Source organism: Roseateles sp. (assembly GCF_052436255.1).
Taxonomy (GTDB): Bacteria; Pseudomonadota; Gammaproteobacteria; order Burkholderiales; family Burkholderiaceae_C; genus Pelomonas.
In genome coordinates this window covers 25,985-48,254 of record NZ_JBQVNP010000023.1, presented here as the reverse complement: position 1 = coordinate 48,254, position 22,270 = coordinate 25,985, and the positions used below count along the sequence as shown (strand labels likewise).

Annotated in this window: 21 protein-coding genes and 1 tRNA gene; 5 read left to right on the top strand and 17 right to left on the bottom strand. The window is 67.4% G+C overall.

All coding sequences use genetic code 11. The features are described 5' to 3' along the window. From ACT6S0_RS08070 to ACT6S0_RS08055, 4 genes are all read right to left on the bottom strand, one after another. Positions 1-2,056: AAA family ATPase (locus tag ACT6S0_RS08070; protein ID WP_444763380.1), on the bottom strand; the 2,056-nt coding region annotated here is incomplete at its 3' end. Between the two features lie 208 nt (positions 2,057-2,264). Next, complete coding sequence (locus tag ACT6S0_RS08065) at positions 2,265-2,825, bottom strand: dihydrofolate reductase family protein (protein ID WP_444763381.1); 561 nt, start codon at positions 2,823-2,825, stop codon at positions 2,265-2,267. A 13-nt stretch (positions 2,826-2,838) separates the two neighbouring features. Next, positions 2,839-3,252 carry a hypothetical protein gene (locus ACT6S0_RS08060; RefSeq protein WP_444763379.1) on the bottom strand — a complete coding sequence of 138 codons (414 nt, stop codon included), beginning with the start codon at positions 3,250-3,252 and terminating at the stop codon, positions 2,839-2,841. 142 nt (positions 3,253-3,394) lie between these two features. Continuing rightward, entirely contained in the window at positions 3,395-4,633 is a 1,239-nt protein-coding gene (locus ACT6S0_RS08055) for a class I SAM-dependent methyltransferase (protein WP_444763378.1), read from the bottom strand. Positions 4,634-4,816: 183 nt separating this feature from the next. On the opposite strand from ACT6S0_RS08055, the gene ACT6S0_RS08050 reads away from it, so the two are divergent. Next, on the top strand, positions 4,817-5,461 hold the full coding sequence (locus tag ACT6S0_RS08050; protein ID WP_444763377.1) for a PEP-CTERM sorting domain-containing protein: 645 nt from the start codon (positions 4,817-4,819) through the stop codon (positions 5,459-5,461). A gap of 229 nt (positions 5,462-5,690) precedes the next feature. Here the strand turns inward: ACT6S0_RS08050 and ACT6S0_RS08045 are convergent, their stop codons facing one another. After that, positions 5,691-6,362 carry a histidine phosphatase family protein gene (locus tag ACT6S0_RS08045; protein WP_444763376.1) on the bottom strand — a complete coding sequence of 224 codons (672 nt, stop codon included), beginning with the start codon at positions 6,360-6,362 and terminating at the stop codon, positions 5,691-5,693. Positions 6,363-6,414: 52 nt separating this feature from the next. On the opposite strand from ACT6S0_RS08045, the gene ACT6S0_RS08040 reads away from it, so the two are divergent. The 3 genes from ACT6S0_RS08040 (at position 6,415) to ACT6S0_RS08030 (ending at position 8,946) form a co-directional block, all read left to right on the top strand. Further along, positions 6,415-6,873 (top strand): GNAT family N-acetyltransferase, encoded by a 459-nt coding sequence (locus tag ACT6S0_RS08040; protein ID WP_444763375.1) that lies wholly within the window; start codon positions 6,415-6,417, stop codon positions 6,871-6,873. After that, positions 6,866-7,543 carry an alpha/beta hydrolase gene (locus ACT6S0_RS08035; protein WP_444763374.1) on the top strand — a complete coding sequence of 226 codons (678 nt, stop codon included), beginning with the start codon at positions 6,866-6,868 and terminating at the stop codon, positions 7,541-7,543. Before ACT6S0_RS08040 ends, ACT6S0_RS08035 begins: the two co-directional genes overlap by 8 nt. Before the next feature lie 122 nt (positions 7,544-7,665). After that, positions 7,666-8,946 carry a hypothetical protein gene (locus tag ACT6S0_RS08030; RefSeq protein WP_444763373.1) on the top strand — a complete coding sequence of 427 codons (1,281 nt, stop codon included), beginning with the start codon at positions 7,666-7,668 and terminating at the stop codon, positions 8,944-8,946. Here ACT6S0_RS08030 and ACT6S0_RS08025 read toward each other — a convergent pair. The 6 genes from ACT6S0_RS08025 to secA all read right to left on the bottom strand — a co-directional run bounded on the left by ACT6S0_RS08025 (position 8,943) and on the right by secA (position 17,253). Continuing rightward, positions 8,943-9,380 carry a GNAT family N-acetyltransferase gene (locus ACT6S0_RS08025; RefSeq protein WP_444763372.1) on the bottom strand — a complete coding sequence of 146 codons (438 nt, stop codon included), beginning with the start codon at positions 9,378-9,380 and terminating at the stop codon, positions 8,943-8,945. The genes ACT6S0_RS08030 and ACT6S0_RS08025 overlap by 4 nt on opposite strands. After that, positions 9,377-11,506: a prolyl oligopeptidase family serine peptidase gene (locus tag ACT6S0_RS08020; RefSeq protein WP_444763371.1), complete on the bottom strand. Its 2,130-nt coding sequence runs from the start codon at positions 11,504-11,506 to the stop codon at positions 9,377-9,379. Before ACT6S0_RS08020 ends, ACT6S0_RS08025 begins: the two co-directional genes overlap by 4 nt. Positions 11,507-11,732: 226 nt before the next feature. Beyond that, positions 11,733-12,962 (bottom strand): bifunctional glutamate N-acetyltransferase/amino-acid acetyltransferase ArgJ, encoded by a 1,230-nt coding sequence (gene argJ / locus ACT6S0_RS08015; protein WP_444763370.1) that lies wholly within the window; start codon positions 12,960-12,962, stop codon positions 11,733-11,735. 99 nt (positions 12,963-13,061) lie between these two features. Further along, on the bottom strand, positions 13,062-13,748 hold the full coding sequence (locus tag ACT6S0_RS08010; RefSeq protein ID WP_444763369.1) for a PEP-CTERM sorting domain-containing protein: 687 nt from the start codon (positions 13,746-13,748) through the stop codon (positions 13,062-13,064). Between the two features lie 31 nt (positions 13,749-13,779). Then, a complete protein-coding gene (locus ACT6S0_RS08005) occupies positions 13,780-14,289 on the bottom strand; it encodes a hypothetical protein (protein WP_444763368.1) in 510 nt (169 codons plus the stop codon). Between the two features lie 219 nt (positions 14,290-14,508). After that, the gene (gene secA, locus ACT6S0_RS08000) at positions 14,509-17,253 is read right to left on the bottom strand and encodes a preprotein translocase subunit SecA (protein ID WP_444763367.1); all 2,745 of its coding nucleotides are present in this window, start codon (positions 17,251-17,253) and stop codon (positions 14,509-14,511) included. Between the two features lie 172 nt (positions 17,254-17,425). On the opposite strand from secA, the gene ACT6S0_RS07995 reads away from it, so the two are divergent. Beyond that, entirely contained in the window at positions 17,426-17,764 is a 339-nt protein-coding gene (locus ACT6S0_RS07995) for a hypothetical protein (RefSeq protein WP_444763366.1), read from the top strand. Positions 17,765-17,828: 64 nt separating this feature from the next. On the opposite strand, the gene ACT6S0_RS07990 is transcribed toward ACT6S0_RS07995, so the two are convergent. The 6 genes from ACT6S0_RS07990 to petA all read right to left on the bottom strand — a co-directional run bounded on the left by ACT6S0_RS07990 (position 17,829) and on the right by petA (position 22,139). Beyond that, positions 17,829-17,904, bottom strand: a tRNA-Thr gene (locus ACT6S0_RS07990). A 35-nt stretch (positions 17,905-17,939) separates the two neighbouring features. Further along, a complete protein-coding gene (locus ACT6S0_RS07985; RefSeq protein WP_444763365.1) occupies positions 17,940-18,446 on the bottom strand; it encodes a ClpXP protease specificity-enhancing factor in 507 nt (168 codons plus the stop codon). Between the two features lie 124 nt (positions 18,447-18,570). Then, positions 18,571-19,188, bottom strand: coding sequence for a glutathione S-transferase N-terminal domain-containing protein (locus tag ACT6S0_RS07980; RefSeq protein WP_056192820.1), 618 nt, complete (start codon positions 19,186-19,188; stop codon positions 18,571-18,573). Between the two features lie 138 nt (positions 19,189-19,326). Next, entirely contained in the window at positions 19,327-20,097 is a 771-nt protein-coding gene (locus ACT6S0_RS07975) for a cytochrome c1 (RefSeq protein ID WP_444763364.1), read from the bottom strand. Positions 20,098-20,117: 20 nt separating this feature from the next. Then, on the bottom strand, positions 20,118-21,524 hold the full coding sequence (locus ACT6S0_RS07970; RefSeq protein ID WP_444763363.1) for a cytochrome b: 1,407 nt from the start codon (positions 21,522-21,524) through the stop codon (positions 20,118-20,120). Positions 21,525-21,542: 18 nt separating this feature from the next. Then, a complete protein-coding gene (gene petA, locus ACT6S0_RS07965; protein ID WP_444763362.1) occupies positions 21,543-22,139 on the bottom strand; it encodes a ubiquinol-cytochrome c reductase iron-sulfur subunit in 597 nt (198 codons plus the stop codon). Positions 22,140-22,270: the final 131 nt, after the last annotated feature.

Sequence of the window (22,270 nt, the reverse complement as noted above, 5' to 3'; positions counted from 1 at the left end):
CCTGCAGGCCCAGCAGCGGCCGCGGCCGGTGGGGCATGGCCAGGTCCGGCAGGCCCGCGCCCAGGTCCACCAGCCGCGCCAGCCCATCGGCCAGCGCGGCGCGATCACCGCAGGCGGCGGCCATGCGGCTCATGAAGAAGGTGGCGTGCCACTCGCCCCAGGCGCCGTAGCCCGGCACATGCTCGGCCAGGCGCAGCCGCATCAGGTGCAGGGCCGACGCGTGGCGGCCGCCGATCAGGTCCAGCATCGCGTGCAGGGCCTGGCCGTGGTTGCGCGCGATGATGAGGCGGCCGAACCAGGCCGCATCGGCCTCGGCGCGCGCCAGCAGCTGTTGCGACTCGGCCAGCCGGCCCTGCCAGAACAGGTTCCAGGCCTGGGCCATGTGGGCGTTGACACCGAAGGGCAGCGGCCGGTCGCCCAGCACCTGCATCGCGCCGCGATACCAACGCTCCACGACCGGTGCCACGCCGGCGCAGCTGATCTGGCGCGGTGCCGGGGAACCGGTGTACCAGGCCTCCAGCGACGCTTGCTGCAGCAGCTCGGTGACGAGGGCGTCGAACAGTGGCGCGACGGCGTCGAAGCGGCAGCTCTCCAGCGCATGCCAGGTGCGGCCCAGCAGCGTCAGGCGGCGCAACTCGCCGCTGAGCGCGAACGGGTCAAGGTCGCGCAACAGGGCCTCGGCCGCGCTGAGGCGACCCTGCGCGATCAGCAGGATGCTGCGGTGCGCGCGCGAGGCGCGCAGGCCGGCCTCGTCGCCGCGCGAGGCGAACAGCGCTTCGGCACGACCGAGGTGCCATTCGGCCTGCTGGGCTTCCCACAACACCCACAGCGACAAGGCCTTGACGCGGTGCAGCTCGGGGCTGGACTCGGCAAACGCCGAGTCAAAGCGACGTGTCAGGTCCAGCAGGCCTTGGGCGCCGAGCTGGTTCATCAGCAGCGCGCCATCGGCCAGCAGCAGCTCGGCCGCGCGCTCGGGGCGCCCCGCGGCCAGCAGCAGGCCCTGGCGGCGCAACGCATCGGTCTCCAGCATGGCGGCGCGCTCCAGCAGCTGGCGATGCAGTTCAGGCTGTGTCTGGCGCAGGCGCTGCTGCAGCATGTCGCGGAACAGCTGGTGCAGCCGCACCGTGTGGGGCGCCAGGTCCACTACCGTGACGAACAGGGACAGGCGCTCCATCTCGGCCAGCCACTGCGCCGCGTGTGCGTCCTCGCCGAGCGCCTGGCAGCGCGCCACGTCCAGTTCGTGCAGCACGCTGGTGCGCAGCAGGAAGCCGCGCAGCCCCGGCTCGAGCCGGTCGAGCACTTCGACAGCGAGGTAGTCGAAGGTGGCGCGGTCGATGGCGGCCGGCAGGCGCTGGCCGGCCGCCAATGCGAGGCGCAGGCCGGCCGGCCAACCCTGGCAGCGTTCGTGGAGCCCGGCGGCGGCGCTGTCGTCCAGGCCCGCGGCGCGCGCCAGCTGGGCCACCTCGCCGCGTTCCAGCGCCAGCTCGGTCGGCCCCAGGTCGGCCAGCTCGCCGGTGGCGCGCAGCCGGGCCAGGCGCAACGCTGGCTCGTGGCGCGCCGACAGCACCAGGCGCCAGCGCTCGCCCATGCGCGCCAGCCAGCGGTCCAGGAACTGCAGCGAGGCGGCGTCGACGAGGTGGTGCACGTCGTCCAGCACGATGAGGCCATGCTCGACCTCACAGGCCTCCAGCGCATTCAACATCGCGTCGGCGGCGGTGACGATCTCGGCGCCGCCGCGCAGCGCCGCGTCGCGCAGGCCCTCGGGCGCCGTGCGCCAGGGCGGGTCGAAGGGCTCGAAGGCCGCGAACAGGCAGTCCAGCAGGCGGCCCAGGTCGTCGCCTTCGTCCAGCGCCACCCAGGCAACGGCCGTGCCTTCGGCCACATCGGCCAGGGCCTGCGTCAGCAGCGCCGTCTTGCCGTACCCGGCAGGCGCGCACAGCAGCAGCACGCGATGGGTGTCGAGTGCCTGCTGCACTGTGGCCAGCAGGGCCGGGCGAGCCAGCAGCAGGCCAGCGCGCGGGCGCGGCGCGCGGGTCTTGGTGTGGGCGATGGCCATGGCGGGAAATGATAGGTGGCGGCGATCAAGACTTGTGGCCCGCCGCAGCGGGCTTGCCTCACGGCAGCTGGCAGCCGGCCACCCGGCCACCCGGCCGCGGCCCTCACTGCCCGTCGCGCAGGTTGGCGAATTCACCGGTTCGGTAGGCGAAGAAGGGCGTCATGCGACGGGCCCTGCACGAGGTAGTGACAAGATACCGCGCCGAGCTTCAAGCCACCGCGCGCCGGTAGTGCATGGCGACCGCACCGTTGCGCAGCGGCTCGGCCGCGATCAACGCGAGCCGTCGGGTGCTGCGCAGGCCACTTTCGTACAAGGTTGGGCCATGGCCGGCAATCCTTGGATGGACGAGCAGCTTGTACTCGTCGATCAGATCCAGCCGGTCCAGTTCGGCCGCGAGCTTGCCGCTGCCAAGGAGCACGCCTGCCGGGGTCGCCTCCTTGAGCTGCTGCACGCCCGTGCGCAGGTCGCCGGCGATGTGATGGCTGCCGGTCCACGGGAAGTCCCTTCGCGTCGAGGACACCACGTATTTCGGCTTGGCCTGCAGCTTGGTCGCCCATTCGCGCAAGGCCGGCGGGGCCTGGGTGTCGCCCCGGGCGACCACTGGCCAGTAGCTTTCCATCATCTCGTAGGTGACGCGGCCCCACAGCATCGCCCCGGCCTCGTCCATGAGGCGGGTGAAGAAGGCGTGGGTCTCGTCGTCGGCGATGCCTTCCTGATGGTCAACGCAGCCGTCGAGGGTGAGGTTGATGCTGAAGGTCAAGAGTCCCATGGTGAGCGACGGATCAGGCAGCACCTGCACGCAGGGCTGAAACAAGGAGCGCGACTCCAGCGGCGATGGAGGCGATGGCAACGAATGGCAAGAACCTCAAAGCCTGTGGAACTGACCGTTGAGCAAACCGGCTGTGCCATCTCCAGGGGATGACTGACAGTACAAGCGTAGTCAGAACAAGAACCCAGCCGAAGACGCGGAACGGCAGAGGGAAAGGCATGCGCGAAGCCGTGACCAGCAACGCCGTTCCTGCGAGCAGGCGTAAGGCCATTTCCATGTAGTGCTTGGTCGGTGTGGTGGCAAAGCCGGACAAGAAGCTTCTGGCAAGTGCGGGTGCCAGCAGCGCGGCGATGCCGAGGCACACCAGAAAGGCGCCGACAAGCGCCACGACAGAGAGGGCGACGGCAAAAAGCACAGTGCTGGGCAAGTGTGAAGCAGCTGGGTTACAGGGATGCGCATTCCTGGTGGCGACATACAGAAGCTGCTCGACCGTGCCGCCTCGCGATGAAGCGCAGTCGCGAGGGCTGCCTGCCGGCGCCAGTCGGATCGAGCGACAGGATAGACCGGCTTCAGCCCGCCACCAGCAACTGTTCCAGCCGCTGCTCCCGCAGCCCGTAAAACCGCTTGATCTCCGCGATCTGCGCCAGCAGTTCGGGCCGGCGCGCGGCCAGGGCCGCGGCGGCCGGGCCTTGCGCCTTGACGGCCAGAATCATCTTGTTCTTGCTGGTGTGCTCCAGCGCGATGAACTCGAACACCTGCGTGCGGTAGCCCTGGCTCTCCAGCAGCAGCGCGCGCAGCGAGTCGGTCACCATCTCGGCCTCCTGGCCGAGGTGGATGCCGTGCTGGAGCATCGGCCGCAGCACGGCCGGCAGGGTCATCTGCGGGCGCAGTTCCTTGTGGCAGCAGGGCGAACTCATGATGACCCTGGCGCCCGATTGCAGGCCGACGTGCAGCGCATGGTCGGTGGCGATGTCGCAGGCGTGCAGGGCGATCATGACGTCCAGCGGCTGCGCGGCTTGGGTGCGCACGTCGCCCTGGTCGAAGCGCAGGCCGGTGAGGCCCTCGCTGTCGACGATGGCCGTGCAGAGCTTGACCATGTCAGCGCGCAGCTCGATGCCCGTGACGCGCGGCTGCAAGCCCTCGGATTGCAGCCAGTCATGCACCGCGAAGGTCAGGTAGCCCTTGCCGGAACCGAAGTCCGCCACGCGCACGGGGCCCTGCAGGCCGGCCTCATCGACGGCCGAAGACAGGATCTCGACGAAGCGGTTGATTTGCTTCCATTTGCGCGCCATCGCCGGCACCAGCGCCGGCTCGCCCTTGACGAGGTGGGTCAGACCCAGGGCCGACCAGACGGAGTGGGCCATGTCCAGCGGGCGTTGCTTGGCCTGATCATGCGTGGCGGGCGGCGGCGTTTCGGCAGCGCCGTTTGAATCCAGGCGCGTGACCCGCAAAGTCTCGCGGCCCTTGCGGCTGACGGCGAACTGCACTTCCTCGGTCGCCGTGTGGAGGTGGGCGTTGCGAAAGCGGGTGCCCAGCAGCGCGGCGATCTCGGCCAGGCCGGTCTCGGGCGCGTGGTTCTTGGTGACGTCCTTGGTGCGGTGACGCCACAGGAAGCTCAGGCACGGCTCGCCGCGCAGCTCGACCAGGCGCACCGTCAGCCGCTCGACGTCCGTTTCGTCCCCAGCCGGGCCCGACATGAGCAACTTGCCGAACTGCGCACCGGCCAAGGCCAGACGCACAAGATGCAGGAAGCGTTCGTGCGCGGATGCCGTGGCGGCGGGCGGGGGGGTGATCAGGCCAGTGAACATGGGCGGCGATTGTCCGTGCTGGCTCGAAGCTGCGCGCCGGGGCGGTGCAACCCTTCAGAAAGCTGGCGACGCCCACCCTCACCCCCGCAGCGCGGGGATGCTGCCGCGTCATCGGCCGTCTAGAGTACCCCCTAGTTAATAGTCCCAATTTCGAGGGACAAACACTCAACAGGGGGCCCTTCCATGTCCAAGTTCTTTCGTCTGATCGCTGCCACGCTGCTGGGCGCCACGGTCGCCAGCTCGCACGCCGGCTACGTCCACACCGAGCAAGGCGTGAGCTTCACCTATGAGGGCGTCGACGCCGACACCTTCACGCTGCGCATCCAGAACGCATTGGACGCCACCGGCAACTGGGCCACGGCCACCCATCTGGGATATCTGGGCTTCAAGAACCTGGGCAATATGGGCGCCGTGACCGGTGTGAATGTCAACGTGACGCCGGCGCCCGGCAGTAGCATTTTGTGGACGTACACGCAGGGCGAGCTGACCGGCGCTGGTTGCAACAGCACCGCCAATTCCAACGCCATCTGCCTGGACGCCACGCCCGACCTGCCACTGACGAACGACCTGCTCTTCACGATCGATCTGCTGGGCAACGGCGTCGACATCAGCAACGCCACGGCGCCCCTGCTGAAGGCCAGCTTCACCGAATGGCAGGACGCGACCCGCAACAAGCCTGCGGGCTACGCGACCGCCGGCAGCCTGTTGGCCCAGACGCTAGCGCCCGCAGCGGTCGACAACGGCCGGCTGCCCGAGCCCGCCTCGCTGGCCCTGGCTGGCCTCGCGCTGGCAGGGGCCGCGGCTGCGCGGCGCCGCATTCGCGGCTGAACCTGGTTCGCCAGCGCGTCGGCGCTGGCGGCGCACAACACCGGCTCAACGTCGGTACCGCGCCCTTGCCGGACCGAACACGGCGCGCGAGTTTCGCCGGTGCAAGGATCGCCGCGTGCGGCAGCAACCGGCAGCGCTGCTGCGCGACTCGACGGCCTGGTGCGCGATGCTGGACGAAGGTTCTGGACACCCACCGGCCCGCTGCAGTGGGGGCCAGCTGAGCCTGCCCTCAGGCGTGCGTGATGTGGTCGCGCGTTTGCGCCGTATCCAGGTGGGGCAAGGTGTTGAAGGTGACGAGATGATGGCGCTTGGGATTGAAAGCGAACTCGGTGACGGCCGAGTTGCGGATGCGCAGGTTCAACTCGACAAAGGTCGCCGGTGGGGCCTGCAACACCTGGGCCACGGCCGTGGCGATGGGGCCGCCGCTGGAGACGATCAGCACTTGCTTGCCCACACCCAACGCCAGCACGCGTGCCAGCGCATCGGCCACGCCGGCGGCGAAGTCGGCGTGCGCCGGCATGCCGACCGGCGCCGTCTCGCCGCTCATCCAGGCCAGCAAGCCGGTGCGCAGCAGGCGGAAGTGCTGCTTGACGGACTCGGGATCGGTCGGCGCGGCGAGCGGGCCGGGGTGGATGGCGCGCACGACGGCCTCGCTGTCGTATTCGTTCAGGCCCGGCAGCGCCACGGCCGGCAGGTCCTGCCCATAGCCCTCATTGATGCCGACCAGCGACTGCGCATGGCGCCGCAGGGTGCCTGTGAAGACGGCGTCGAAGCGTTGGCCGCGCTCGCGCCAGTAGGCGCCGAGGTGGCGGCATTGCACGTGGCCGCGGGCGCTGAGCTGGTCATAGTCGGCCGCGCCGAAACTGGCCTGGCCGTGGCGGACGAGGTAGAGGCTTCCCATGGCCGCCATCATCACGGGCGGGCGTGCCATCGGCTGTCGCGACAATGACGCCATGTCACGACTCCGACAAGCCACCTGCGACGACACCGCCGAACTCTGGCGCGTGCGCTACGCCGTCACCGAAAACACCCTGACGCCCGGCCGCATCGGCGATGACGAGCTGCACGCCTATCTGCAGGACTACGGCCGCGGCTGGGTCATCGAGCTCGAACCGGCCCCCAACCCAAAGATTGCCGGCTTCGCCATCGGCGACGCCCGTGACGGCAACATCTGGGCGATGTTTGTCGACCCCGCACTGCACGGTCAGGGCCATGGTCGCGTGCTGCACGACGTGATGGTGGACTGGCTGTTTGCGCAGGGCCTGACCCGCCTGCACCTGGGCACCCAGCCCGGCTCGCGCGCCGAGGCCTTCTACCGCCGCGCCGGCTGGACATCCACCCACGAAGGCCTGGACGCCCATGGCGACAAGCGCTTCGAGCTGATTCACGAAAACTGGAACCGCCATGCTTGAAACCCATGTGATCGAAACCGGCCCCAACCCCGGCACCACGCTGATCGTGCTGCACGGGCTGGGCGCCGATGGCTATGACTTCGTGCCGATCTGCGGCGAGCTTGACCTGAAGGCCCTTGGCGCGGTGCGCTATGTCTTCCCGCACGCGCCAGAGCGGTCGGTGACGATCAACAACGGCCATGTGATGCGGGCCTGGTACGACATCCTCGGCGCCGACCTGGTCAGGCGCGAGGACGAGGCGGGGCTGCGCGAGTCGCAGCAGCAGCTCGCCGCCCTCATCGACCGCGAGCGCGAGCGCGGTGTGGCGGCGGAACGCATCGTGGTGATGGGTTTTTCGCAAGGCTGCGCCATGGCGCTGATGACGGCGCTGCGCTACCCGCAGCGCCTGGGCGGTGCGGTCGGCCTGTCTGGCTATGTGCCGCTGACCGCGACGACGGCGGCCGAGCGCGCAACGGCGAACGCCGACCTGCCCATTTTCATGGCCCACGGCCGGCAGGACGGCATCGTCCCACTGGTGCGCGGCACCGCCAGCCGCGACGCGTTGGTCGCGCTCGGCCACGACGTCGAATGGCATGACTACGCGATGCCGCACTCGGTCTGCATGGAAGAGATTCAGGACCTGAACGCCTGGCTGCTGAAACTGCTGGGCACGCCACCGGCCCTGCCATGAACGCCGCCACCCTGGCCGATGCCGCCCGGCGCGAGGGCTGAGAGCCGGCGCGGAACTGGCCGCTTTTCCCGCGGCTTGTCGCGGGTACCCGCCGGCTGCAAACGGGCATCATCGCCACGCGCATGGACCGTCTATCCGAACAAATCGTTGCCTGGCACAACCGCCACCCGCTGGCGCGGCGCATTGCCGCGGGCGATGTGCACACCATCGGCGTGGTGGCCCTGCCCTTCGTGCGCGCCTCGGCCGAGGCCGGCGGTCTGGTCGAGCCGGTACTGACCGACGCCGTCACCTTCGACGAACTGGCCGCCGCGCCGCGCCAGTCGCGCCTGGCCGCGTGGCGGCAGCGCCTGCTCGGTGTGGCTCGGCTGCTGGGGCGTCGGCCGCGCACGCAGTGGCGGGCTTTCAACGAGAAATTCCTGCCTGGCCTGAGCCCCGCGAGCGTCGAGCGCTTTGCGCTGGCCCATGGCTTTGCCGAGCCGCCAGCCACACCCGACACCCGGCCCTGGCGCGTCATCGTCATCGACGAGAGCATGGCCAGCGCTCACAGCGGCTGGCCCTTCGAGCTCTATCTGATGACGGCCGGCATCGACGTCGGCAGCAGCCGCACACGCGTGCTGGCCGGTCGCGGCATCCCATCGGAGATCGCCGGGCGCCGGCTGTGGGATGCGCGCCGTGTCGGCGCCGCCGTGGTGGTGCTCGCCTTGTTGGTTGCGGCCGGCGCCTGGGCGCAGTGGCCGCAGCGTGCGGCGGAGCCGCTGCCGGCGCCGCCCCTGCCCGCATCGGCCGCATCGGCCGCTTCGGCGACGGCGTCAGCGCTGCCCGCGCCTGCTTCGTCGCTGCCTGCATCAACATCCGAAGCTGCACTCGCAGCCGGTACGGCCTCCGCCGCCGAGGCGGGTGCGTCCGGGCCCGACCCAGCCGCCAGCGATCCGGCTGCGGACGCGCCGCCGCCCGACATCCGCCCGCGACTCGTGGAGCGCACGGATGGCATCAAGCGCCCTCCCCTGCGGTCAAGCAAGCCCGCGGAGGCTCCCACGGAGAAGCCGGCGGGCGCGGCTGTGCAAGCGCCCATGGCAAGCGCCGCCGAGCAGCCGGCGCCGCTGGCGAACAGGCCCGAGCCTGTCGACCCGCGCCTGAGCGGCATGGCCCAGTCCCCTGACAAGATCGTTGTCGCCCTCGTCGGCCCGCCTGGCAGCAAGACAGACGCCGAGGCGCTGCTGAAGAAGATGCAGGCCGGCCTCATTGGTGTGCACAGCAACCCAAGCGCCCTGCAGGCCGATGTCATCCAGACGCCCGAGGGCTGGCGCGCCACGGTCTGGCCCTTCCCCAGCCGCGAGCAGGCCCAGCTGATCAACGCGACGCTGGTGGCGCGAGGGTTGAGGACGAAAGCCGTGAACTTCTAGGCGGGACGGCGGATGACGAAAGCGCGCTTGTCGCTGCTGTCGAAGCCGCAGCGCTCGTAGAAGGCCCAGACGGCCGGGTCCTTGCGGCTGGTGGTCAGCACGAGCTTGTAGCAGCCGGCCGCCCATGCCGCCTCGATGGCATGCCGGATGACCGCCTGGCCATGCCCGCGGCCACGGTGGTCGGCATGGGTGACGACGTTCTCGATGACACCGTAACTGACGCCCCCGCGCGTCAGGTTGGGGACGACGGCGAGGTTGCAGCTGGCGATCAGCACTTCGCCATCGAACAGGCCGAAATGTCGCAGGCCCGGATGGGCAAACACGGCGCGCGCCGCTTCCGGGGAAGGCGGCGCATCGCCGGCGTTCAGGTGCTGGTAGAGATCAACGAGGGCGTCGACATCGCCGACGCCCAGGACGCGAATCGCTCCGCTCACTTCACCTCGAGCTTCATCGTGTGGGCGATGAAGGCCAGGATGTCGCTGCGCTCCTCGATGATCTTGGAGGTGGGCTTGCCCGCGCCGTGGCCGGCATTGGTCTCGATGCGGATCAGCTTGGGCGCCGGGCCGGTGTCGGCCGCCTGCAGCGTGGCAGCGTACTTGAAGCTGTGCGCCGGCACGACGCGGTCGTCATGGTCGCCGGTCGTGATCATCACGGCCGGATATTTGGCGCCGCTCTTGATGTTGTGCATCGGCGAGTAGGCGTAGAGCGCCTTGAACATCTCGGGGCTGTCGGCACTGGTGCCGTAGTCCGTCGCCCAGGCCCAGCCGATGGTGAAGTTCTGGTAGCGCAGCATGTCCAGCACGCCGACCTGCGGCACGGCCGCCGCAAACAGGTCCGGGCGCTGGTTGATGACCGCGCCGACCAGCAGGCCGCCATTGCTGCCGCCGTTGATGGCCAGGGTCTGCGGGCTGGCGACCTTGTTCTTCACCAGCCACTCGCCGGCGGCGATGAAGTCGTCGAAGACGTTCTGCTTCTTGAGCTTGGTGCCGGCATCGTGCCAGGCCGAGCCGTATTCGCCGCCGCCGCGGATGGAGGCGATGACGTAGACGCCGCCCATCTTCAGCCAGCTGGCCGCAGTCACGCCGTAGGTCGGCGTGATGGAGATGTCGAAGCCCCCATAGCCGTAGAGCAGCGTCGGGTTGAGGCCATCCAGCTTCAGGCCCTTCTTCGCGGCGATGAAGATGGGAAAGCGCGTGCCGTCCTTGCTGGTGACGAACTCGCGGCGGGTCTCGAACTCATCGGGATTGAAGGCCGTCTTGGGCTTCTTGAAGAGCTCGATCTTGCCGGTCCGGACGTCGTAGCGATGGATTTCGGACGGCGTGGTGAGGCTGGTGTAGGCGAAGAAGGTCTCCTGGTCGCCCCAGCGGCCGCCGAAGCCGCTGGCCGTGCCGACGCCGGGCAGCTTGACCTCGCTCAGACGCTTGCCGTCGGCGCCGTGCACGCGCACCAGCGTCGCGGCGTCGTTGAGATAGCTCAGCAGGAAGCGGCCACCGACGCCGGAGGCGGCGGTCATGGCGTCGGGGCCTTCGGCCACCAGCGTCTTCCAGCCGGCCGGCGCGGGGTTCTTGAGGTCGATGGCAACGAGCTTGCCGCGCGGCGCGCCCTTGTCGGTCTTGACGATCAGCTTGCCGCCGGCAACGACCACGGGGGTGTATTGGGCGTCGAAGTCCAGCGTGATGGGCTGGGGCTTGCCACCGGCGAAGGCACCCTTGGGCAGCGGCAGCACCATCAGGCCGTTCTTGCTGCCGGCACTCTTCCAGACATTGATGAGCAGCAGCTGGCCGTCGTCGGACACGTCGGCGCCGAAGCCCCATTCCTTGTCGTCGCGGTTCTCGGCGACCAGCACGTCTGCACTCTGCGGCGTGCCGAGGCGGTGGTAGTAGAGCTTCTGGAAGTAGTTGGCGCCGGTGAGCTTGGCGCCCTCCGCCGGCGCGTCGTAGCGCGAGTAGAAAAAGCCCTTGCCGTCGGCCGTCCAGGCGGCGCTGCTGAACTTGACCCAGTCGATCTTGTCTTCCAGATCCTTGCCGGTGGCAAGGTCGCGCACCTTCCAGATCTGCCAGTCGGAGCCGGCGCCGGCCGTGCCGTAGGCCAGCAGCTTGCCGTCGCGCGAGGGCACCAGGCCGGTCAGCGCCACGGTGCCATCCTTGGACAGCAGGTTGGGGTCCAGCGCCACGACCGGCGAGTCCTTCAGCGACTTGGCGGTGTAGATGACGTTTTGCTGCTGCAGGCCGTCGTTGCGGCTCCAGAAGTAGCGGCCGCCTTCGACGAAGGGGGTGCCGAAGCGCTCGAAGTTGTAGAGCTCGGTGTAGGTGCGGCGCGCGGGCAGGCGCTGCGGCATGGCTTCGAGGAACTTGTCGGTGACCTGGTTCTGGGCGATGACCCAGGCCTTGGTCTCGGCGCTGTTGTCGTCTTCCAGCCAGCGGTAGGGGTCGGCGACGGCCGTGCCGTGATAGGTGTCGACCTGGTCGACCTTGCGGGTGACGGGATAGCTGAGCCCTTGGGCCTGTGCGCTTGTGGCGACGACGGCTGCGAGGGTGATGGCAGACAGGGGAAGCTTCATCGAGCGGTGTCCGGGTGTCGTGAAGCGCCGGATTGTCGATGCCACCGGCGGTGGACGCCGATGGTCATGCGATGAAGCCCTGACAGCGACAACCCGGGGCGGCCATCGTGCATGGGCCGAGGCCGGACACATGGCGCCCGGTGGGCGGCATGTGCCTGCCGCGGCGCGGTCTGCAAGACCGACCAGACTTGCCCGCGTTCAGCGGCGCAAGGCTGGGCGAGGGGTGTCAGCTTCTGTAGTCGGCGTTGATGGCCACGTAGTCGTGGCTCAGGTCGCAGGTCCAGACCGTCGCGCTGGCCGCGCCGCGGTTCAGGCCGATGCGGATGGTGATCTCGCTCTGCTTCATGACGCGTTGCCCGTCTTCCTCGCGGTAGCCGGGCAACCGCCCGCCCTGGCGCACGACGGCGACGTCGTCCAGGTCCAGGTCGATCAGCGCCTGATCCAGGTCGCCGATGCCGGCATAGCCGACGGCCGCCAGGATGCGACCGAGGTTGGGGTCGCTCGCAAAGAACGCCGTCTTGACCAGCGGCGAGTGGGCGATGGCATAGGCCGCGAGCTTGCACTCTGCCTCGTCACGGCCGCCTTCGACGGTGATGGTGATGAACTTGGTGGCGCCCTCGCCGTCGCGCACGATGGCCTGGGCCAGTTCCTGCGCCAGCGCGATCAGTGCCTCGCGCAGCGTTTGCGCCTCGGCGCTGTCCAGCGAGGTGATCTCGGCATGCGCAGCGCGGCGCGAGGCGATGAGCATGAAACAGTCGTTGGTCGACGTGTCGCCATCGATGGTGATGCGGTTGAAGGAGGCGTCTGCCGCTTCCTTGACCAACGGCTGCAGCAGGGCCGGCGCGATGTTGGCGTCGGTGGCGACAAAGCCCAGCATGGTCGCCATGTTCGGCCGGATCATGCCGGCGCCCTTGGAGATGCCCGTCAGCGTGACAGGCACGCCGCCGATGGTGATGCGGCGCGACGCGGCCTTCGGGACGGTGTCCGTCGTCATGATGCCGGTGGCGGCGTCGCCCCAGCCGTCCTCCCGCAGCGCGGCCAGCGCGCCGGGCAGGCCGGCGGCGATGCGGTCGACCGGCAGGGTCTCCATGATGACGCCGGTCGAGAAGGGCAGTACCTGCCCGGGCGCGCAACCGATCAGCTCGGCCAGCGCCTGGCAGGTCTGTCGCGCACGGGCAAGGCCGTCGGCGCCGGTGCCGGCGTTGGCGTTGCCGGTGTTGATCAGCAGCGCTCGCACGCCCGAACCGCCCGCCAGATGCTCACGGCAGACCTGCACGGGCGCGGCGCAGAACCGGTTGGTGGTGAAAACGCCGGCCACGGCCGCGCCCTCGTCCAGCGCGATGACGTTGAGGTCGCGACGGTTGGCCTTGCGAACCCCCGCCATCGTCGAGCCGAGGCGCACCCCCGGGACGGGCAGCAGGTTGGCGGGATCGGGGGCTGAAAGATTGACGGGCATGGCGCGCTCTGAAGTCAGGGGAAGCGCGGCGATTCTAAGAAGCGAAGAAGGCTCCCGAAGGAGCCTTTGCAAGGACGCGTGACGCGCTTGGTGCGTGGATCAGCGCGGCAGGCGGCGACGGCCCACCAGGCCGACGATGCCCAGCCCGGCGAGCAGCAGCGCATAGGTCTCGGGCTCGGGCACGGCGGTGATGGTCGTGGCCGTGACCAGGTCCTGCAGATTGGCGCTGGTCAGGCGGGTCAGTGAGTACAGCGCGGGGCCGTTGTAGCTGGCGGCGGTGGCCATGAAGCTGTTGGCCAGCGCAGCCACCTGGGCGCTGGTGGCGTCGTCACCAAGGATGTGAAAGCTGCCCGACGTGGCATCGAACGAGCCGGCAGTCTCGCGCAGGACTTCCCACAGCGCGACCTGGAAGGCGGCCTTGTCGGTGTAGGTGTTCAGCTGTGCATAGGTGGTCGAGAACAGGGCCTGCAGGCGTTGGGCCTGGTCGCCGCTGAAGCTGTCGGCGAAGTAGTCGCGGCTGAAGCCGGCACGGCCATTGGGCTGCTCGGGCTCGATGCAGTAGGCGATGAAGCTGTCACCGCTGGCGACATAGGTGTAGTTCAACGCCGTGGTGGCGTAGTTGCTGGTCACCGGCGTCGTCGTCGACACGGTGTCGTCCTGCATGCTGAGCTTGGTGCCGGCAGTGTCCACGCCTTGCCACACGATCTGCACGGGGGTGGCCGCCTGCGCCGGAGCGAATGCCAGCACGCCGAGGGCGATCAGACTGGGAGCGAGAAATTGCTTCATGTCGTTCTTTCGGAATCTGTGGGGCGAGCGCTCAGGCGGGGCGGCGGCGCAGGCGGGCGAGGCCGGCGCCAGCCAGGGCGAGCGCCGCCAGGGCCAGGCTCTGCGGCTCGGGCAGCTGCATGTCGGCGTCGTAGCCATTGCCGGCCTTGTCGGAATAGCTGACGCCCGAGACGATCAACTCCCACTGGCCGGTGGCCACTTGCGTGGGTGACAGGGCCCATTGCTCGACGCCGTTCTCCGCAACATCCCAGTTGATGGCGATGGTCTGCGACCAGCCGATGTCATTGCCGCCCCGGCGCAGCAGCACCGATTGCACGTCGATCACCGGAATGCCACCGAGCGCAGCGCTGGTGAACAGCTGCCCGCGGAGCCAACCCGACGATGTCAGCGTGAAGGAGTAGGTGTCGCTGAAGGCGGTGCCGAAGCCGGTGGCGTCTTGCAGGTTGTGGTTGCCGAAGCTCAGCGGACCCGGCGCGGCCGAAACGGTGCCGGCGGCAAGGGCCAGGCTCAGGGCGGCGAGGGCTGTAGACAACGATTTCATACGCGCTTTCAAGTTCTCTATCAGGGTCTACCCGGGCTATCGGGTGTTGACTGCACTCTAGGGGGGTGCACGCTGGCCGAGCACCCCTCAGGCATGTGGCGCAGGCCCCGCTATGTGCTCAAACGCACGCTTTTCCCCCCACATGGGTGGACTGGCGCAGCCCCCTGAATGAGAACGGGCCGGCAAATGCCGGCCCGCGAGGGGTTCAAGCTCGAATGTTCAGGCGAGCTTGCCGTGGCAGTTCTTGAACTTCTTGCCGCTGCCGCAAGGGCAGGGATCGTTGCGGCCGACATGGCCATAGTCGGCCAGCAGCGTCGCAGGGTCGACTTCCTGGCTGACGGAGCCGTCTTCGTTGGGGTGCTGGTAGGTCACGTTGGACACCGCCTCGGCACGGCGCTCCAGCGCCGCGGCGGCCTGGTCGGCCTCTTCCTGGCTCTGGATGCGCACATTGAGCAGCGTGCGGGTGACTTCCATCTTGACGAGGTCGAGCAACTGCGAGAACAACTCGAAGGCCTCGCGCGTGTATTCCTGCTTGGGGTTCTTCTGGGCGTAGCCGCGCAGGTGGATGCCCTGGCGCAGATAGTCGAGCGCGGCCAGGTGCTCGCGCCAGCGCTGGTCGATGCTCTGCAACAGCACCATGCGCATGAAGGGGTTGAACTGCTCGATGCCGACGCGCTCGACCTTGCTCTGGAAGAGCTCGTTGCCCGCCTTCACGACGGCTTCGACGATGTCCTCGTCGGTGATCGAATCGCTGTTCTTGACCAGACCGGTCACCGACAACTCGATCTGCCATTCGCTCTGCAGCACCTGCTCCAGGCCTGCAAGGTCCCACTGCTCCTCCAGGCTCTCGACCGGCACGAAGGTGCGCACGACATCGGTCAGGGTCGACTCGCGCAGCGAGGCGATCTGCGCTTGCAGCAGCTCGGCCTCGAGGATGTCGTTGCGCTGCTGGTAGATGACCTTGCGCTGGTCGTTCGAGACGTCGTCGTATTCGAGCAGCTGCTTGCGGATGTCGAAGTTGCGCGCCTCGACCTTGCGCTGGGCGCCCTCAATGCTGCGCGTGACGATGCCGGCCTCGATGGCCTCGCCTTCGGGCATCTTGAGCCGGTCCATGATCGCGCGCACGCGCTCACCGGCAAAGATGCGCATCAGCTGGTCGTCCAGCGACAGATAGAAGCGCGAGCTGCCCGGGTCGCCCTGGCGACCGGCGCGGCCGCGCAGCTGGTTGTCGATGCGGCGGCTCTCGTGGCGCTCGGTGGCGATGATGCGCAGGCCGCCCTCGGCCTTGACCTTGTCGTGCAGGCCCTGCCACTCGTCCTTGAGCTGCTGGATGCGGCGCGCCTTCTCGTCGGCGGGAATCGCGTCGTCGGCCTCGATGAACTTGATCTGGTTCTCGACATTGCCGCCCAGCACGATGTCGGTGCCGCGGCCGGCCATGTTGGTCGCGATCGTGATGACGCCCGGGCGGCCGGCCTGGGCGACGATCTGCGCCTCCTTCTCGTGCTGCTTGGCGTTCAGCACGTTGTGCGGCAGCTTGGCTTCCTGCAGCAGCTTGGAAATCAGCTCCGAGTTCTCGATCGACTTGGTGCCCACCAGCACCGGCTGGCCGCGTTCGTGGCAGGCGCGGATGTCCTCGATGACGGCGGTGAACTTTTCCTTGTCGGTCTTGTAGACCAGGTCGAGTTCGTCCTTGCGGATGGTCGGGCGGTTCGGCGGAATGACGACGGTTTCCAGGCCGTAGATCTCCTGGAACTCATAGGCCTCGGTATCGGCCGTGCCCGTCATGCCGGCCAGCTTGCCGTACATGCGGAAGTAGTTCTGGAAGGTGATGGAGGCCAGCGTCTGGTTCTCGGCCTGGATCTGCACGCCTTCCTTGGCCTCGACGGCCTGGTGCAGGCCGTCGCTCCAGCGGCGGCCGCTCATCAGGCGGCCGGTGAACTCGTCGACGATGATGACCTCGCCGTTCTGCACGACGTAGCTCTGGTCCTTGTGATAGACATGGTGGGCCCGCAGCGCTGCATTGAGGTGATGCATCAGCGTGATGTTGGCCGCGTCGTAGAGGCTGGCGCCCTCCGGGATCAGGCCGGCCTGCGCAAGCAGCGCTTCAGCGTGCTCGTGGCCGTCCTCGGTCAGGTGGATCTGGTGCGACTTCTCGTCCACCGTGAAGTCGCCCGGCTCGATGACGCCTTCGCCCGTGCGCGGGTCGAGTTCGCCGATCTGCTTCTTCAGGCCCGGCACGATGGCGTTGATCTTCAGGTAGACGTCGGTGTGGTCGTCGGCCTGGCCGGAGATGATCAGCGGCGTGCGCGCTTCGTCGATGAGGATGGAGTCCACTTCGTCGACGATGGCATAGGCGAGGCCGCGCTGCACGCGGTCCCGGGTCTCGTAGACCATGTTGTCGCGCAGGTAGTCGAAGCCGTACTCGTTGTTCGTGCCGTAGGTGACGTCGGCGGCGTAGGCAGCCTGCTTCTCCTCACGCGGCATCTGCGGCAGGTTGATGCCGACCGAAAGGCCCAGGAAGGTGTAGAGCCTGCCCATCCACTCGGCGTCGCGGCGCGCCAGGTAGTCATTGACGGTGACCACGTGGACGCCCTTGCCCGTCAGCGCGTTCAGATAGACCGGCAGCGTCGCCATCAGCGTCTTGCCCTCGCCGGTGCGCATCTCCGCCACCTTGCAAGCGTTGAGCACCATGCCGCCGATCAACTGCACGTCGAAGTGGCGCATCTTCAGCGCCCGCTTGCTGCCCTCGCGGCAGACGGCGAAGGCCTCGGGCAAGATGTCGTCGACCGTCTCACCGGCAGCAATGCGCTGCTTGAACGCCGCAGTCTGGGCGCGCAGTTCGTCGTCGCTCAAGGCCTCGTACTTGGGCTCCAGCGCATTGATCTGCTGCACGGTGCGGCGGTAGGTCTTGAGCAGGCGCTCGTTGCGGCTACCGAATAGCGAGGTGAGAAGCTTGGGCAACATGCTGCGAAAGGGGTAGGGCTGAGCGGGCACCGACGGGGCAGTCCCGGGTCGGTGAAAGGCGCGAATCTTGGGCCGCGACGGGGCAATGCAAGAAGGGTTTGCCCGGCCGCGCAAAACGGCGCAGTTTAGCAGCGGGCCTTCGCCGGCCCGGCCGGCTGACTACACTGCGGCGATGTCGCCCCTGCCCCGCTACCTCGCGCCCAAAAGTGTGCGCGCCAGCGTGCCCGACCCGATGCCGGTCGCGCAAGCCCTGCGTGCCCACGCGGGCTTGGCGCAACTGGGCGAGCGCCTGGAGGCATCGCGACGCCGGTTGCGCATCATTGCACCAGCCCTGCCCGGCAGCCTGTTGGCGAGCCTGCAGCCCGGCCCGCTGGATGAAGACGGCTGGAGCCTGCTGGCCGCCAACGCCGCCGTCGCCGCCAAGCTGCGTCACCTATTGCCGCGATTGGAGGCGCTGTTGGCGCAAGCAGGCTTGCCCGGGCGCATCCGCATCAAGCTGATGCAGAAATGAAAATCCCACTGACCAAGGCAGTGGGATTTCATTGACAACCCACGGTCAGGAGCGTGGGATTCGGTGGTGCCGGCTATCGGATTCGAACTGATGACCTACCGCTTACAAGGCGGTTGCTCTACCAACTGAGCTAAGCCGGCGAAAAACAAGACGAGATTCTAGACGCAGCGCGCGGCTACTTCACGCGTTTGAGTGTGGGGCGCGGCGCGCCGCCCGGCGCGTCGGGGGGCGGCGGCTCGTCGCCCTCGTCATCGCTGACTTCACTGGCCAGGCGCAGGCCGCTGCGGCGCGGTTCCTGCGGCGCAGGGCTGGGCAGAGGCGCGCCGTCGGCGACGGGTTCGGGCGCTGGAAACGCCATGCCCTGCCCGTTCTCGCGGGCGTAGATCGCGACCACGTGATCGACCGGCACGAGGATTTCGCGCGCCACGCCACCGAAGCGGGCCTTGAACTGGATGAAGTCATTGCCGAGATCGAGCCCGCTGGTCGCATCGAAGCCGACGTTGAGCACGATCTCGTTTTTGGACACGTACTCCATCGGTACCTGCACCGAACGATCGACATGGACCGCGATGTAGGGCGTGAAGCCGTTGTCCGTGCACCAGTCGTGCAGCGCGCGGATCAGGTAGGGGCGGGTGGACGTGCCATTGCCCGCGCCGCCTTCGACTCCTTGCGATTTGTCCATCTACTACCGCCCTGTGGGCAAACACGTCTCTGAACCCAGCGACTGCCGCGGAACTGGCTGCACCAGGCCGCCGGCAGTACCCCCTTGAGGGGGCGCGCGCGCTGCGCGTAGGGGGCTGGGCCGTTTACCGGCGCATGACCTTTTCCGAAGGCGTCAGCGCCTCGATGTAGGCCGGGCGGCTGAAGATGCGCTCGGCGTACTTCAACAGCGGCAGCGCGTTCTTGGACATGTCGATGCCGTAGTAGTCCAGGCGCCACAGCAACGGGGCGATGGCCACGTCGAGCATCGAGAAGTCGTCGCCCAGCATGTACTTGTTCTTCAGGAAGATCGGCGCGAGCTGGGTCAGGCGGTCGCGGATCTGCGAGCGGGCCTTCTCGAGCTGCTTGTCGGTCGCCTTGGTCGTCGTGCCACGGCCTTCGAGGATGTTCACGTGGGCGAACAGCTCCTTCTCGAAGTTGAGCAGGAAGAGGCGCACGCGGGCACGAGCCACCGGGTCGCCGGGCATCAGCTGCGGGTGCGGGAAGCGCTCGTCGATGTACTCGTTGATGATGTGCGACTCATAAAGGATGAGGTCGCGCTCGACGAGGATGGGCACCTCGTTGTACGGGTTCATCAGCGCGATGTCTTCGGGCTTGGCGAACAGGTCAACGTCACGGATCTCGAAGTCCATGCCCTTCTCGAACAGCACGAAGCGGCAGCGGTGCGAGTAGGGGTCGGTGGTACCGGAGTAAAGGACCATCATGGCTTGGGCTCCCGAGGGGTCAGTCAATCGAAACGCGCGGCGGGCTGCCGCGCTTAAAAAGCAAACGCAGTGGGTGGCTGACGCTCGCCCCACTGCGTGGTTCGGCACCGCCTGCGGGGCAGCGCCGGGACTTGGCTGCTACTTCACGTTCTTCCAATAAGCGGCGTTCAAACGCCAGGCGAACACGGTCAGGAAGCCAAGGAAGATCAGCACGATGACGCCGAGCCGGAAGCGCTCGCCCTGCGCGGGCTCGCCCATCCATTGCATGTAGGCGACAAGGTCGGCCACGGCTTCGTCGTACTGGCGTGCGGTCATCGTGCCGGGCGTCAGTTGTTCGTAGCCAACGAAGGCATGGATCTTCTTGGCAGGATCGTGAGGATCGGTGACGTCCTCGAACTTCGCGGCGCGCTGACCCTGCAGTTCCCACATCACATGCGGCATCGCGACGCTTGGAAAGGCCAGGTTGTTCCAACCCGTGGCCTTGGTGTCGTCGCGGTAGAAGTTCCGCATATAGGTGTAGAGATAGTCCGCACCGGAACCCTTGCTGACGTTGGCGCGCGAGCGCGCGATGACGGTCAGATCGGGCGGATTGGCACCGAACCAGTCCTTGGCGTCCTTGGGGTCGAGACTGACCTTCATGGTTTCGCCGACCTTGTCGGCGGCAAACAGCAGGTTGCTCTTGATGTCGGCCTCGGTCAGGCCGATGTCGCGCATGCGGTTGTAGCGCATGAAAGCGGCGGAATGGCAGTTCAGGCAGTAGTTGACGAACAGCTTGGCGCCGTTCTGCAACGCAGCCATGTCCGACATCTTTTCCTTGGGGAACTTGTCCCACTCGATCCCGTCACCAGCGGCTTGGGCGTTGCCCATCAAGCCCAGTGTGGCCAACAGGATGGCGATCAGCTTTTTCATTGGTGTTGTTGCTCCGCGGCTCAGTGGGCGTGGAAGGTCACACGATCGGGCACCGGCTTGGGCGTCCCGAGGCGGCTCCACCAGGGCATCAGCAGGAAGAAGCCAAAGTAGAACAGCGTGCCGACCTGGGCGACCAGGGTGCCCATGTCGCTGGGTGGCTGGATGCCGAGGTAGCCCAGGATCAGGAAGAACACCACGAAAACGGCATACAGGTACTTGTGCCATTCGGGACGGTAGCGGATCGACTTGACCGGGCTGTGATCCAGCCAGGGCAGGAAGAACAGGATGACGACCGCACCGCCCATCACGACGACGCCCCAGAACTTCGCATCGAAGACCTTGAGCAAGAAGATCAGCACGGCCGCAGCCACCAGCAGGGCGATCTTGGCCATGCCGCCAAACTTGCCCTTGAGGAAACTCACAACGGCGGCGATGGCGATCACACCGCACAGCACGTTGACCATGGTGTCGGTCGTCGCACGCAGCATCGAGTAGTACGGCGTGAAGTACCAGACCGGCGCGATGTGCGCAGGCGTCTTCAGCGGGTCGGCCGGGATGAAGTTGTTGTACTCCAGGAAGTAGCCACCCATCTCCGGCGCGAAGAAGATGATCGCGGTGAAGGCCATCAGGAAGATGCAGACGCCGTAGATATCGTGCACCGTGTAGAACGGGTGGAAGGGCACGCCGTCCAGCGGAATGCCGGTCTTGGGGTCCTTGTGCTTCTTGATCTCGACACCGTCGGGGTTGTTCGAACCCACGTCGTGCAGCGCCAGCAGGTGGGCAACGACCAGGCCCAGCAGCACCAGCGGGACGGCGATGACGTGGAAGCTGAAGAAGCGGTTCAGCGTCGCGTCGCCGACGACGTAGTCGCCACGGATCATCAGCGCCAGGTCTTCACCGACGAAGGGCACGGCGGCGAACAGGTTCACGATGACCTGGGCGCCCCAGTAGGACATCTGACCCCAAGGCAGCAGATAGCCCATGAAGGCTTCGGCCATCAGGCACAGGAAGATCGCACAGCCGAACACCCAGACCAGCTCGCGCGGCTTGCGATAGCTGCCGTAGATCAGGCCGCGGAACATGTGCAGGAAGACGACCACGAAGAAGGCCGAGGCGCCCGTGCTGTGCATGTAGCGGATCAGCCAGCCCCAGGGCACGTCGCGCATGATGTATTCGACCGAGGCGAACGCCAGGGCCGCATCGGGCTTGTAGTGCATCACCAGGAAAATGCCGGTGACGATCTGGATCACCAGGACCAGCAGCGCCAGCGAGCCGAAGATGTACCACCAGTTGAAGTTTTTCGGCGCGTAGTACTCCGACATGTGGACCTTGTAGGCGTCGAACGCGGTCGGAAACCGGTTCTCCAGCCAGGTCATGGTCTTCACGCCAACCGAGGCGCCTGCGGGAGCTTCTTTGAATTCAGCCATGTCTCGTCCCGTTTCCTGTTAGGCCTTCTTGTCCTCGCCGATCAGCAACTTGGCGTCGGAGAGGTACATGTGGGGCGGCACTTCGAGGTTGTCGGGCGCGGGCTTGTTCTTGAAAACGCGGCCGGCCATGTCGAAGGTGGAGCCATGGCAGGGGCACAGGAAGCCACCGTTCCAGTCATCCGGCAGCGAAGGCTGGGCGCCGGTCGCGAACTTGTCGCTCGGCGAGCAGCCGAGATGCGAGCAGATGCCCACGGCGACGAAAAACTCCGGCTTGATCGACCGATGGTCATTCTTCGCGTAGTCCGGCGTCGGGTAGGCCTTGCGGTCAGAGTTCGGGTCCGCCAGCTGACCATCGAGCTTCTTGAGGGCTTCGAGCTGCTCGGGCGTACGGCGCACGATCCAGACCGGCTTGCCGCGCCATTCGACGGTCAGCTTCTCGCCGGGCTTGATGCTTGAGATGTCGACCTCGACAGGCGCGCCAGCAGCTTTGGCGCGCTCGCTTGGCGCGAAAGTGCTGACGAAAGGCACAGCGGTCGCAACGCCACCAACGGCGCCGGCACAGCCGGTCGCAATCAACCAGGTGCGTTTGCCTTGGTCCACTTGCTGGTCACTCATGAGGGTCCTCTAAAGAGACTTCTGATCAGGGGGCAGCCCAGGATTCTAGCGGACGCTTGTTAGAGGGCGGAACGACGCGAGCCGGCCACCGCAGGTTTACCCGCTTCAAGTGTCAGCAACTTGGCGCCAAC

Excerpts from the sequence above, each read along its gene's own strand:
- ACT6S0_RS08065 (WP_444763381.1), bottom strand. The coding sequence starts at position 2,825 with ATGGGACTCTTGACCTTCAGCATCAACCTCACCCTCGACGGCTGCGTT.
- ACT6S0_RS08055 (WP_444763378.1), bottom strand. The coding sequence starts at position 4,633 with ATGTTCACTGGCCTGATCACCCCCCCGCCCGCCGCCACGGCATCCGCG.
- ACT6S0_RS08050 (WP_444763377.1), top strand. The coding sequence starts at position 4,817 with ATGTCCAAGTTCTTTCGTCTGATCGCTGCCACGCTGCTGGGCGCCACG.
- ACT6S0_RS08045 (WP_444763376.1), bottom strand. The coding sequence starts at position 6,362 with ATGGGAAGCCTCTACCTCGTCCGCCACGGCCAGGCCAGTTTCGGCGCG.
- ACT6S0_RS08040 (WP_444763375.1), top strand. The coding sequence starts at position 6,415 with ATGTCACGACTCCGACAAGCCACCTGCGACGACACCGCCGAACTCTGG.
- ACT6S0_RS08035 (WP_444763374.1), top strand. The coding sequence starts at position 6,866 with ATGCTTGAAACCCATGTGATCGAAACCGGCCCCAACCCCGGCACCACG.
- ACT6S0_RS08030 (WP_444763373.1), top strand. The coding sequence starts at position 7,666 with ATGGACCGTCTATCCGAACAAATCGTTGCCTGGCACAACCGCCACCCG.
- ACT6S0_RS08020 (WP_444763371.1), bottom strand. The coding sequence starts at position 11,506 with ATGAAGCTTCCCCTGTCTGCCATCACCCTCGCAGCCGTCGTCGCCACA.
- argJ (WP_444763370.1), bottom strand. The coding sequence starts at position 12,962 with ATGCCCGTCAATCTTTCAGCCCCCGATCCCGCCAACCTGCTGCCCGTC.
- ACT6S0_RS08010 (WP_444763369.1), bottom strand. The coding sequence starts at position 13,748 with ATGAAGCAATTTCTCGCTCCCAGTCTGATCGCCCTCGGCGTGCTGGCA.
- ACT6S0_RS08005 (WP_444763368.1), bottom strand. The coding sequence starts at position 14,289 with ATGAAATCGTTGTCTACAGCCCTCGCCGCCCTGAGCCTGGCCCTTGCC.
- secA (WP_444763367.1), bottom strand. The coding sequence starts at position 17,253 with ATGTTGCCCAAGCTTCTCACCTCGCTATTCGGTAGCCGCAACGAGCGC.
- ACT6S0_RS07995 (WP_444763366.1), top strand. The coding sequence starts at position 17,426 with ATGTCGCCCCTGCCCCGCTACCTCGCGCCCAAAAGTGTGCGCGCCAGC.
- ACT6S0_RS07985 (WP_444763365.1), bottom strand. The coding sequence starts at position 18,446 with ATGGACAAATCGCAAGGAGTCGAAGGCGGCGCGGGCAATGGCACGTCC.
- ACT6S0_RS07980 (WP_056192820.1), bottom strand. The coding sequence starts at position 19,188 with ATGATGGTCCTTTACTCCGGTACCACCGACCCCTACTCGCACCGCTGC.
- ACT6S0_RS07975 (WP_444763364.1), bottom strand. The coding sequence starts at position 20,097 with ATGAAAAAGCTGATCGCCATCCTGTTGGCCACACTGGGCTTGATGGGC.
- ACT6S0_RS07970 (WP_444763363.1), bottom strand. The coding sequence starts at position 21,524 with ATGGCTGAATTCAAAGAAGCTCCCGCAGGCGCCTCGGTTGGCGTGAAG.
- petA (WP_444763362.1), bottom strand. The coding sequence starts at position 22,139 with ATGAGTGACCAGCAAGTGGACCAAGGCAAACGCACCTGGTTGATTGCG.